The sequence below is a fragment of the Gordonia sp. CNJ-863 genome, assembly GCF_001942325.1.
Lineage (GTDB): Bacteria > Actinomycetota > Actinomycetes > Mycobacteriales > Mycobacteriaceae > Gordonia > Gordonia alkanivorans.
In genome coordinates this window covers 73026-85112 of the sequence record NZ_MKKG01000022.1, presented here as the reverse complement: position 1 = coordinate 85112, position 12087 = coordinate 73026, and the positions used below count along the sequence as shown (strand labels likewise).

Here is a 12087-nt window from a genome sequence, read left to right as displayed (position 1 = left end):
TCCTCTGGGACATGGACGGCACGCTGCTCGACTCCGAGCCGATCTGGGAGATAGCGATGTCCGAGCTGGCGGCGCTCCATGGCATCGCGATGACCCCGCACCTGCGCGAATCGACGCTCGGCAACTCCCTGCCCGACGCGCTGGCGAAGGTCCACGACGCCGCGGGTCTGTCGCCCGAGGTCCGGGATCCCGCCGCGGACGGACGGTGGACGCTGGACCGGGTGACCGAACTCTTCCAGGAGGGTCTCCCGTGGCGACCCGGCGCACTCGAGGCGCTGGAACTGATCGCCTGTGCCGGTATCCCGATGGCGCTGGTCACCAATACGGTGCGTGAGGCAGCCGATGTGGCCCTGGAGACGATCGGCCGTCATCGCTTCGCGACCACGGTCTGCGGCGACGAGGTCGCCGTCGGCAAACCCGCTCCCGACCCGTACATGCGCGCCGCCGAACTGCTCGGATTGCCGACCGCGGAATGCCTGGCGGTGGAGGATTCCCCGACCGGCGCTCAGGCCGCGACGGCGGCCGGATGTCTCACCCTCGTCGTCGAATCCGCGGCACCGGTGGAACCCGGACCGCTGCGGGTGTTTCGACGCTCTCTGGTCGGATTGGGACTCGACGACGTCACCGAGGCATGGACCGGCGGTCTCGCGCGTACCGCGACATGCCAAAATGAGGAATCGTGAAGACATTCGAGGAGCTGTTCGCCGAACTCAGCGACAAGGCCGAGAACCGCCCCGCGGGGTCGGGCACGGTCGCCGCGCTCGACTCGGGTGTGCACACCCTGGGCAAGAAGATCATCGAAGAAGCCGGCGAGGTGTGGCTCGCCGCCGAGCACGAGTCCGACGACTCGCTCGGCGAGGAGATCTCCCAGCTCATCTACTGGCTGCAGGTGATGATGATCAAACGGGGCCTCAAGCCGGAGGACGTGTACCGACATCTGTGACCGGAAGCCCCGGTCGCCGACACACAACCTCCCGCTCAGCTGAGCACAACCCCACGAAAAGGACATCGAGATGCTGCGAGTGGCTGTACCCAACAAGGGTGCGCTCTCCGAATCCGCGTCGGCCATTCTCTCCGAGGCCGGCTACCGCAAACGATCCGACTCCAAGGATCTGACGGTTCTCGACAACAACAACGACGTCGAGTTCTTCTTCCTCCGTCCCAAGGACATCGCCATCTACGTCGGGTCGGGACGCCTCGACCTCGGCATCACCGGCCGAGACCTCGCCGGCGACTCGGGAGCCCAGGTCCACGAGCAGCTCGCGATGGGCTTCGGCACGTCGACCTTCCGCTACGCGGCCCCGGCCGACCAGGAGTGGACCGTCGCCGACCTCGCCGGCAAGCGCGTCGCGACGTCGTACCCGAACCTGGTGCGCGACGACCTCGCCGGGCGCGGCATCACCGCCGACATCATCCGGCTCGACGGCGCGGTCGAGATCTCCATCCAGCTCGGGGTGGCCGACGCGATCGCCGACGTCGTCGGTTCCGGACGCACGCTGCGCCAGCACGGGCTGGCTGCCTTCGGCGAGTCGCTGTGCGACTCCGAGGCCGTGCTGATCTCCCGGCGCGACGCCGATCTCACCAAAGCCGAGAAGCAGTTCATCGCGCGCGTCCAGGGCGTCGTCTTCGGACAGCAGTACGTGATGATCGACTACGACTGCCCCAAGTCGCTCCTCGACAAGGCAACGGCGATCACCCCGGGCCTCGAGTCCCCGACGGTCGCCCCGATGGCAGATCCCGATTGGGTCGCCGTCCGCGCGATGGTTCCGCGCAAGGACCACCAGAACCTGATGGATGAGCTCTCCGAGCTCGGCGCGAAGGCGATCCTCGCCACCGACATCCGCTCCTGCCGGTTCTGACCCTTCGAGACGGCCGTCGCAGGCTCCGGCCTCCTCAGGGGGCGGGGGACGGCGGTCCGTCGCAGGCTCCGGCCTCCTCAGGGAGCGAAAAGGGGCACCCTCGACCAATCTCGGGGGTGCCCCTTTTCTCCTCCCTGAGGAGCGAGCTTGCGAGCGCCTCGAAGGGTCAGCCGACGGCGTTGAGCAAGACCGTCTGCGCCGACCGGCCGATGTAGCCGGAGGTGTCGTACAGGTCGCCGAGGGTCGCGCCGAAACCGTCGGGTCCGGCGACCATGTTGGCGTCGATGCCGACCCACGGCCCGCTCGGTACCCGCGTCAGATGCACGGTGGTGTCGGTGTTCATCCAGGACCAGCGGTCCGGGCGCAGTCTCGTACCCACACCGTTGGCGACGTCGATCACGATGAACATGGCCTCGAGGTCCGAGGTCTTCTCGCCCTCGACCAGCGGGAGGGCCGCGCGCAGCCACACCGCCGGGGTCTCGCCGTAGCGGCCCTCGGTGCGTGCCGATTCGACGGTTCCGATGAACCCGAGCGTTCCCCAGCTCACTGCTTCGCCGCTGTCGTCGGGGAACCCGATCTGGCTCGGCAGCTCGTCGGGCAGCGGGGTCAGGGGAGCGGGACCGTTGGCGATCTCGCTGGTGTCCGCGCCGCGGATGCGCCAGCCCACCGACTTCGCGGCCGTGCGGAACGAGCCGTCGGCCCGCTGCACCTCGAGCTCGGTCTCGACGAGACTGATCTGCCTACCCGGGCGGATCACGCGAGCGTGAATCCGGTTGACGCCCAGCCCGATCGGGCCGAGGATCTCGGTCGTCACGCGGGTGAAGTGCTGTGAGGGATCCGGGTCGCAGCGCAGCAACGACCGCATCATCAGCGCCGACGGCGGGCCGCCGTGCTGCATGGTCGGCGACCAGACGCTCAGGGTGGCGTCGGTCGGCTGGAAGTACTCATATCGCGCCGACGGGTCGCCGGCCGGGCTGGTGCCGTCGGACGCCGGGGCGTCGACGGGGACGTAGTACGAACTCTCCACGTGTCCAGCCTATGTGCATCTACATAATCGGGCGTCCCGGGGTGTGCCTCAGGCGACGAACCCGGGCGGCGGACCGGGGTAGGGCGGGATCTCGCCGCCGAACTCCGGGCACCGCGACTGGTGTTCGCAGAACCGGCACATCCGGGACTTCCGCGGCCGGAAGTCCCCGGAGGCGACGCCGGTGCGGATGGCCTGCCAGATCGCGCGCAGCGTCCGCTCGAAGCGGAGCAGCTCGTCGTGATCGGGGTGGTAGATCAGCTGCTGGCCGTCGGACAGGTACATCAGTTGCAGCCGGGCCGGCACGACGCCGCGCGTCCGCAGGATCGCCAGCGCATAGAACTTCATTTGGAACAGCGCCTTGGCCTCGTAGGCCTCGCCGGGGGAGCGTCCGGTCTTGTAGTCGACGACGCGGATCTCGCCGGTCGGTGCGACGTCGATACGGTCGATGAAGCCGCGCATCAGCATGTCGTCGGCCTCGATCTCGACGTGTTCCTCCACCGAGTCGGCATCGAAGGCGGTGGGGTTCTCCATCGTGTAGTACGTCGCGATGAGCTTGTGTGCACCGGCGATGAACGCCGCCTGACCGCCCTCGTCGATCACCCGCGCGAGCTGCGGGTCCTCCTCGCACAGCGCCGCCCAGGCCCCCTCGACGAGCAGCTCTGCCGAATCCTGGGTGCGGAGCTCGGCAGGCATGTCGAAGAGGTTCTCGAGTGCCGCATGGACGACGGTGCCGCGGGTCTGTGCGGCGGTCGGCGTCTCCGGGAAACGGTCGATGGCGCGGAACCGGTACAGGAGCGGGCATTGCTTGAAGTCCGCCGCCCGCGACGGAGACAGAGCCAGGGGGCGTCCGACGATCCCGCGCGCCCCCTCCGACGGGGGCGGCTCCGGCGCGGGGGTCGCGCTGGCGGAGGGGTTGTCGGTGCCGGTCATCGTGCTCACATCTCGCAGACTAGGCCGCAGCCCCGACACTCTGCCGGTCCGACACCCACCTGCGGTCGGGTATCGTCCTCACGGCCCACCGGACTCCCGACCACCACCTTCTCCGCCAGCGCGGAGGCGTCGGCTCCGTCCCGTTCACGAGAGGAAGCACCCAGTGCCCACCACCGGACCGTTCGCCGTCGGCGACCGGGTTCAACTGACCGATGCCAAGGGCCGAAAGTTCACGGTGCTCCTCGAAGAGGGCAAGCAGTTCCACACCCACCGCGGCGCCATCTCGCACGACGATCTCATCGGCTCGCCCGAGGGCAGCGTCGTCTCGGCCACCAGCGGCACCCAGTACCTCGCGTTGCGGCCGCTGCTCGTCGACTACGTGCTCTCGATGCCGCGCGGTGCCCAGGTCATCTACCCCAAGGACGCCGCGCAGATCGTCCTCGAGGGCGACATCTTCCCGGGCGCCCGCGTCTTGGAGGCCGGCGCCGGATCCGGCGCGCTGACGTGTTCACTGCTCCGCGCCGTCGGCACCGAGGGCGAGGTGAACTCCTTCGAGATCCGCGAGGATCACGCCGAGCATGCGATCCGCAACGTCGAGACCTTCTTCGGTGGCCGCCCGGACAACTGGAACATCGTCGTCGACGATCTCGCGAACGTCGACCAGGACGAACGCTTCGACCGCGTCATCCTCGACATGCTCGCGCCGTGGGAGCCCCTCGACGTGGTGCGCACCGTGTTGAAACCAGGCGGGGTCCTGACCATTTATGTGGCGACCGTCACCCAGCTCTCGCGCGTGATCGAGGCGCTGCGCGAGCAGGAGTGCTGGACCGAACCGCGTGCCTGGGAAACCCTGCTGCGTGAGTGGTCGGCGGTGGGTCTGGCCGTGCGGCCCGAACACAAAATGCAAGGCCACACCGCGTTTCTGATCACCGCCCGGAGGCTGGCCGACGGCACCACCACGTTGCGTCCGCAGCGTCGTCCGACCAAGGGCTGAGTTCTGCTCGTCCCGACCGCGGTCAACATCGCGATCACGTTGCGAAGACGCACATTTAACACACCCTCAACACCCCCGATCGGTCCGGTGAAGGGCGATTCTGCGTCCGTGCCGGTAGCGTAGGGATACGGCGCGAGCATTCCGATCGTGGGATCGGGTGATTGCCGGGGAGAGGAGTCAGCAATGACCGAATCTGACCGCCATGACGCCACCGGGGACCGTGCGGTCCCCGAGAGCGCGAGTGCACCCGACGAGGGCTTCACCCCTGCCTACACCCCGCCTCTCGCGCGGAGTGGTTCCGAACGCCCGTCGTTCGGACGCCAGGCAGACACCGATAGCCTCCAGGAACGCGTCGACAGCCTCACGGCGCGCAACGCGAAGCTGCTCGACACGCTCAAAGAAGCGCGTCAGCAACTCGTCGCCTTGCGCGAGGAGGTCGACCGTCTCGGTCAGCCGCCGAGCGGCTACGGGGTCCTGCTCGAGGTGTACCCCGACGCGACCGTCGACGTGTTCACCTCCGGTCGCAAGATGCGGCTCACCTGCTCGCCGAACATCGACACCGAGACCTTGACCAAGGGCCAGACGCTGCGTCTGAACGAGGCCCTGACCATCGTCGAGGCCTTGGCGTTCGACACGGTCGGCGAGATCAGCACTCTGCGCGAGGTTCTCGGGGACGGCAAGCGGGCGCTGGTCGTCGGTCATGCCGACGAGGAGCGCGTCGTGTGGTTGGCCGAGCCGTTGCTGGGCGAGGTCGACGCGGAGGACGGCAAGCGCCGCAAGCTGCGTCCGGGCGACTCGCTGCTCATCGACACCAAGGCCGGGTTCGCCTTCGAGCGGGTGCCCAAGGCCGAGGTCGAGGACCTCGTCCTCGAAGAGGTGCCGGACGTCGGGTACGAGGACATCGGTGGTCTCGGCCGGCAGATCGAACAGATCCGCGACGCCGTCGAACTGCCGTTCCTGCACAAGGACCTGTTCCGCGACTACCAGCTGCGGCCGCCGAAGGGCGTGCTGCTCTACGGTCCGCCCGGTTGCGGTAAGACGCTCATCGCCAAGGCCGTCGCGAACTCCCTTGCCAAGAAGATCGCGCTGTCCCGCGGAGACGACGCCAAGGAGGCGAAGTCCTACTTCCTCAACATCAAGGGTCCCGAGCTGCTCAACAAGTTCGTCGGTGAGACCGAGCGTCACATCCGGCTGATCTTCCAGCGCGCCCGGGAGAAGGCGTCCGAGGGCACCCCGGTCATCGTGTTCTTCGATGAGATGGACTCGATCTTCCGCACCCGCGGCTCCGGTGTCTCCTCCGACGTCGAGACCACGGTCGTGCCGCAGCTGCTCAGCGAGATCGACGGTGTGGAAGGCCTCGAGAACGTCATCGTGATCGGTGCGTCGAACCGCGAGGACATGATCGACCCCGCGATCCTGCGTCCCGGCCGCCTCGACGTGAAGATCAAGATCGAGCGTCCCGACGCCGAGTCGGCGATCGACATCTTCTCGAAGTACCTCACCGAGGAACTGCCGATCCACGCCGACGACATCGGCGAGTTCGGCGGGGATCGCACGGCCTGCATCAAGGCGATGATCGAGAAGGTCGTCGAGCGGATGTACGCAGAGAGCGAGGACAACCGGTTCCTCGAGGTCACCTACGCCAACGGCGACAAGGAGATCATGTACTTCAAGGACTTCAACTCGGGCGCGATGATCCAGAACGTCGTCGACCGTGCGAAGAAGTACGCGATCAAGTCGCAGCTCGACACCGGTGCCCCGGGTCTGCGTGTGCAGCACCTCTTCGATTCGATCCTCGACGAGTTCGCGGAGAACGAAGATCTGCCCAACACCACCAACCCGGACGACTGGGCTCGCATCTCGGGCAAGAAGGGCGAGCGGATTGTTTACATCCGCACGCTGGTCACCGGCAAGTCCTCCGGGGCGAGCCGCGCCATCGACACCGAGACGAACACCGGGCAATACCTGTAGCACGCGCCTCATCCAGCAGACGACCGACTCCCCAGGGGGTCGGTCGTCTGCTGTACAGAACGGCATGAAAACCGTCGTCAAGCACTAAAGTTGGCGGCGATGAACAGTACATCGATGGCTCGCGGTCGGGTGATCGTCGACGGTGGGGCGCCTCATCCGCTGGGCGAATCCCCGCGCATCACCCTGGGCAGGGAACCCGACAACGACATCGTGATCAATCATCCGATGGTGTCGCGTCGGCATCTCGCCATCGAGTGGCGCGGGGCTGCGTGGTATCTCGTCGACATCGGTAGCACCAACGGCTTTTTCGCCGGCGGACGACGCCTGGCCGAGCTCATGGTCGCCGGCCCGACGCAGGTCCGGCTCGGCGACGTGAGCACCGGTCCGATAGTCGACCTGGTGATCGATCCGACCGCCTACCCGCCACCGCCGAGCGGTCAGATGCCGTCCGCACCCGCCCGTCCGGGTCCGTTCCCGCCGGGGCCACGGTCAGCGGGTTTCGCCGCCCCCGGCCACCCGGGACCGAACATGCCGCAGTCGGGCCGCATCCCGTCACGATCCTCGGGCGGACCCTCGCGCGCCGGTGCGCCGGAACCGATGCCCGCCGAGCTGCGCGACGCCCCGCATCTGCAGGCGCTGAAACAGAACGTCTCGGCGGTCTACCGGCTTCCGGGAGCACCGACTCCGCCCGAGCGCGAGTCGATCTCGCTGCGCGGTGTGCAGCGCATCGGCCGCACACCGGACAACGACATCGTCGTCAGCGACGTCCTCGCCTCCCGCCACCACGCGCAGGTGTCGAGCCGCGGCGGCGTCCTGGTCATCGACGACCTCGGCAGCGTCAACGGCACCTTCGTCAACGGCCGCCGGGTCAACAACGCGCCGCTGTCCGACGGTGACGTGGTCACGATCGGCAACAGCGACTTCGTGGTGTCCGGCGGCACGCTCATGCGCGGCCAGGAGAGCGCGGCGGTCGCCGACGGTCTCCACGTGCACGGGGTCAGCCTCATCGTCGACGGTGGTAAGCGGCTTCTCGCCGACGTCGACTTCAGCGCGAGTCCCGGCACGCTCACCGCGGTGATCGGCCCGTCCGGCGCCGGCAAGTCGACCGTGTCGAAGATCGCCGCGGGCCTGAACTCGCCGACGAGCGGCCTGGTCACCTTCGAGAGTCGCAACGTCCACGCCGAATACGACGCCCTCCGCACCCGAATCGGGATGGTCCCGCAGAAGGATGTGCTCCACCACAAGCTCACGCTCCGGCAGGCCCTGCGCTACGCGGCAGAGCTGCGACTGCCGCCCGACCTGTCGAAAGAAGACCGCGACCGGGTCATCGACGGCGTCCTCGGCGAACTCCAACTGACCGAGCACGTCGACACCCGCGTCGAGAAGCTCTCCGGCGGACAGCAGAAGCGTGCATCGGTCGCGATGGAGCTGCTCACCGGTCCATCGCTGCTGATCCTCGACGAGCCGACGTCGGGTCTCGACCCGGCCCTCGACCGCCAGGTGATGGCGACCCTGCGGCGCCTCGCCGACGCCGGCCGCGTCGTCCTCGTGGTCACCCACTCGCTGACGTACCTGTCGATGTGCGACCAGGTGCTGCTGCTCGCCCCGGGCGGCAAGACCTCGTTCTGCGGTGCGCCGGCGCAGGTCGAACAGGAGATGGGGACCTCCGACTGGGCGGAGATCTTCGCCTATGTCGCCGACCAGCCCGACGCCGCGTACACGCGCTACCTCGAACGGCATCGGCGTGCTCCGAATCCACCGCCGCCGCAACGTCCTCCGGGCCCGCCGATACCGGTGCCGCACACCAGCTTCACCAGACAGGCGTCGACCATCGCCCGACGCCAGGTACGGCTCGTCTTCGCCGACATCGGCTATCTGGTGTTCCTGGTGTTGCTGCCGGTGGTCCTCGGACTGCTGACGCTGGTCATCCCGGGGTCGAGTGGTTTCGCCCGACTCGAGGTGATCCCGAACGCGCCGCCACCCAAAGACGGCGCGGAGGCGATCCAGATCCTGGTGGTCCTCGTCGTGGGTGCCGCGTTCATGGGTGCGGCTCTGACGGTGCGCGACCTCGTCGGTGAGCGCGACATCTTCGAGCGGGAGAGAGCCGTCGGATTGCGTCCCGGCGCTTACCTGTTCGCGAAGATCGTGGTCTTCTTCATCGCCGCGATCCTGCAGACGATCATCATGGTCGGCATCACCTTCGCCGGTCGTGGGCTACCCGACTTCGGCGGCCCGATCCTGCCCCCGCCGCTGGCCCTGCTGTTCGCCGTCGCCGTGCTCGCCTGTGTGAGCACCCTTGTCGGACTCGCGATCTCGTCGGCGGTGAAATCCAACGAACAGGTGATGCCGCCGCTGGTCATCGTGGTGATGGTGCAGCTCGTCTTCTGCGGCGGCCTGTTCAAGCTGGACGGTGTCGGCCTGCAGCAACTGTCGTGGATCTTCCCCTCGTTCTGGGGTTACGTCACCGCCGCCGGCAGTGTCGACCTGTACAACATCAACGTCGCCGCACCCCAGCGGATCACGTTGTGGGAGACCTCGATCGCCCACAGCGCCATCGCCTACTCGGTGCTCGCCTTCATCAGCTTCCTGCTGCTGGCCTTCACCTACTCACGGTTGCGGCTGAAAAAGCGCTGAGCCAGCCGCACCCGACCGGTAGACGTCAACTCGACCGGCAGACGTCGATCGAGGTCTGGCGGTCGGGGCTGAGGTTCGGCAGTCGGGCCGAGCTCGTACGGCCTTCGCCTATCCCGCCGCATCGCCCGACGCCACCGGATACCGGACGAGTCCGAGTTCCGCGTCGTGCGAGAGCTGTTCGTGGCGGGGGAGTACGCGCACCGTGTAGCCGAGGTGGCCCGACGCCGGCGGGGTGGCCAGCACCGAGAAGATCACGCGACCCGACGCATCTCGTTCGGCGGCCGGGCTCATGTCGGTGATCGCGGGGTCGACGATGTCGCCGTCGTCGGTCACGCGGCCCAGCACGAGTTGGACACGGAGACTGTCGGGGTCGAGTTCGCCGACCGCCACGTGGGCGGACACGCGGAGACCGTCGTTCTCGCTCTCCTCGTCCACACCCGCGACGACGACCGAGCCCCAACCGGTCTCGATCTCCCGCCGATAGACGGCGAGGTCACGGGCGCCGGCATGATCGTCGGCGCACGCGGCGACGTAGGCCGCCGCGGCGGGGCAGTACAGCTCGGTGGTGTAGTCGCGAACCATGCGCGAGGCGAGGACTTGGGGGCCCAGACGGGTGAGCGTGTGGCGCATCATCTCCACCCACCGCGTCGGCAGCCCGTTCTCGTCCCGCTGATAGAACAGCGGGATCACCGTGTCCTCGAGGAGTGCGTAGAGAGCTTCGGCCTCGAGGTCGTCGCGCCGGTTCTCGTCCTCGACTCCCTCGGCCGACGGGATGGCCCAACCGTTGTCGTCGTCGGCCATCTCGTCCCACCAGCCGTCCAGGATGGACAGGTTGAGGCCGCCGTTGAGCGCCGACTTCATCCCCGACGTCCCGCACGCCTCCATCGGCCGCACCGGGTTGTTCAGCCACACGTCGCAGCCGGCGTAGATGTGGCGGGCCATCGAGATGTCGTAGTCGGGCAGGAACACGATGCGGTCGCGCAACTGCGGGTCCTCGGCGAAACGCACCACCTGCTGGATGAGCGCCTTGCCACCGTCGTCCGCCGGATGCGCCTTGCCCGCGATGACGAGCTGCACCGGCCGGTCCGGGTCGGTGAGGATGCGGCGCATGCGGTCCGGGTCGCGCAGCATGAGCGTGAGCCGCTTGTACGTTGCTGCGCGACGGGCGAATCCGATCGTCAGCACGCCCGGGTCGAAGAGGTCGGCGGTCCAACCGAGTTCGGCGTCGGTGAAGCCACGCTCGCGTCCGCTCGCATGCGCCCGGCGCCGGACCTCGGCGACGAGCTCGGCCCGCAGCGATTCGTGGGTCGACCAGATCGTCTCGGCGGGCAGCCCGGCGTAGACCTCGGGCGCGGAATCCTCGTCACTCGAGGCGAAGTCACGCCACACCTTCGCCACCCAGGTTGGGCCGTGCACGCCGTTGGTCACCGCGCCGATCGGCACGTCCGCGGCGTCGAAGCCGGGCCACAGGTCGGCGAACATCTCCCGGCTCACCTCGCCGTGCAGCTGCGAGACGCCGTTGCTGCGCTGGCCGAGCCGAAAGCCCATGTGCGCCATGTTGAACACGCCCGGATCGGCCTCGTCGCCGAGCTCGGCGATGGTCGACGCGGGCAGGCCGGGCAGCAGTCGCGAGGTCCCGGAGGCGTCGGCGTCGAGGTACCGGTTCACCAGATCGGTGGGGAAGCGGTCGATCCCCGCCGGCACCGGGGTGTGCGTGGTGAAGATGTTCGACGCCCGGACCACGGCCTCGGCGGTGTCGAAGTCGAGCCCGGCGGCCACGTACTCCCGGATGCGTTCGGTGCCCAGGAATCCGGCGTGGCCCTCGTTCATGTGGAACACCGTCGGCTCTTCCCGGCCGGTCGCCCGCACATAGGCGCGTAGCGCGCGCACCCCGCCGATGCCGAGGAGGATCTCCTGCAGGATGCGATGCTCCTGGTCGCCGCCGTAGAGCCGGTCGGTGACGCCGCGCAACTGGTCGTCGGTGTTGGCTGCGATGTCGGAGTCGAGGAGCAGCAACGGGATCCGGCCGACGCTGGCAACCCACACCTGTGCAGACAGGGTCCGGCCGTCGGGCATGGAGATCTCGACGACGACGGGCGCGTCCCCGTCGGTGAGGAGGGTCAGCGGCAGATCCCGCGGGTCGTTGACCGGATATCGCTCCACCTGCCGGCCGTCGTGGTCGAGGCCCTGGCGGAAGTAGCCGGACCGGTAGAACAGTCCGACGCCGATCAGCGGGAGCCCGAGGTCCGAGGCGGCCTTCAGGTGATCGCCGGCGAGGATGCCGAGCCCGCCGGAGTAGATGGGCAGCACCTCGGAGACGCCGAACTCCATGGAGAAGTACGCGATCCCGGGCGGGACCGGATGGGTCTGCGCGTACCCGCCGAACCACTGCGGCGCATCGAGGTACTCCTCGAGACTCGCGTGCGCCGCCGAGACCCGCGCGCGGAAGTCCCCGTCGGCCGCCAGCTCGGTCAGCCGGGCCGGGTCGACGTCGGCGAGCACCCGCAACGGATCACCCGTCGCCTCCCACCGCTCGGCGTCGATCGTGGCGAACAACTCCTGGGTCGGCGGGTTCCACACCCAGCGCAGGTTGTGCGACAGGGGACCGAGGGCGGCGAGTTCGGGAGGCAGCGGCACCCGAACGGTGAACCGGCGGAAAGCTTTCACGGCGA

General features: G+C 68.3%; 9 protein-coding genes. 6 read left to right on the top strand and 3 right to left on the bottom strand.

Translation table 11 applies throughout. The annotated features are described in order from the left end of the window. Positions 1–11 precede the first annotated feature (11 nt). The 3 genes from BJF87_RS12270 to hisG all read left to right on the top strand — a co-directional run bounded on the left by BJF87_RS12270 (position 12) and on the right by hisG (position 1859). Positions 12–683: an HAD family phosphatase gene (locus tag BJF87_RS12270; RefSeq protein ID WP_042376306.1), complete on the top strand. Its 672-nt coding sequence runs from the start codon at positions 12–14 to the stop codon at positions 681–683. Beyond that, positions 680–943, top strand: a complete 264-nt coding sequence (locus BJF87_RS12265) for a phosphoribosyl-ATP diphosphatase (RefSeq protein WP_006360406.1) — start codon at positions 680–682, stop codon at positions 941–943. The genes BJF87_RS12270 and BJF87_RS12265 overlap by 4 nt, the downstream gene beginning before the upstream one ends. Positions 944–1013: 70 nt before the next feature. Beyond that, positions 1014–1859, top strand: a complete 846-nt coding sequence (hisG, locus tag BJF87_RS12260; protein ID WP_006360405.1) for an ATP phosphoribosyltransferase — start codon at positions 1014–1016, stop codon at positions 1857–1859. Between the two features lie 166 nt (positions 1860–2025). Here the strand turns inward: hisG and BJF87_RS12255 are convergent, their stop codons facing one another. Both BJF87_RS12255 and BJF87_RS12250 read right to left on the bottom strand, forming a co-directional pair. After that, positions 2026–2886, bottom strand: coding sequence for a thioesterase family protein (locus BJF87_RS12255; RefSeq protein ID WP_006360404.1), 861 nt, complete (start codon positions 2884–2886; stop codon positions 2026–2028). Between the two features lie 48 nt (positions 2887–2934). Next, positions 2935–3816, bottom strand: a complete 882-nt coding sequence (locus tag BJF87_RS12250) for a RecB family exonuclease (RefSeq protein ID WP_006360403.1) — start codon at positions 3814–3816, stop codon at positions 2935–2937. 163 nt (positions 3817–3979) lie between these two features. On the opposite strand from BJF87_RS12250, the gene BJF87_RS12245 reads away from it, so the two are divergent. From BJF87_RS12245 to BJF87_RS12235, 3 genes are all read left to right on the top strand, one after another. Further along, positions 3980–4810 (top strand): tRNA (adenine-N1)-methyltransferase, encoded by an 831-nt coding sequence (locus BJF87_RS12245; protein ID WP_005200017.1) that lies wholly within the window; start codon positions 3980–3982, stop codon positions 4808–4810. Positions 4811–4993: 183 nt separating this feature from the next. Beyond that, positions 4994–6781 carry a proteasome ATPase gene (gene arc, locus BJF87_RS12240; protein ID WP_075863265.1) on the top strand — a complete coding sequence of 596 codons (1788 nt, stop codon included), beginning with the start codon at positions 4994–4996 and terminating at the stop codon, positions 6779–6781. Between the two features lie 114 nt (positions 6782–6895). Further along, positions 6896–9415 (top strand): FHA domain-containing protein, encoded by a 2520-nt coding sequence (locus BJF87_RS12235; protein ID WP_035751708.1) that lies wholly within the window; start codon positions 6896–6898, stop codon positions 9413–9415. A 108-nt stretch (positions 9416–9523) separates the two neighbouring features. Here BJF87_RS12235 and glgP read toward each other — a convergent pair whose 3' ends face one another. Then, positions 9524–12082, bottom strand: a complete 2559-nt coding sequence (glgP, locus tag BJF87_RS12230) for an alpha-glucan family phosphorylase (protein ID WP_075863264.1) — start codon at positions 12080–12082, stop codon at positions 9524–9526. Positions 12083–12087 lie beyond the last annotated feature (5 nt).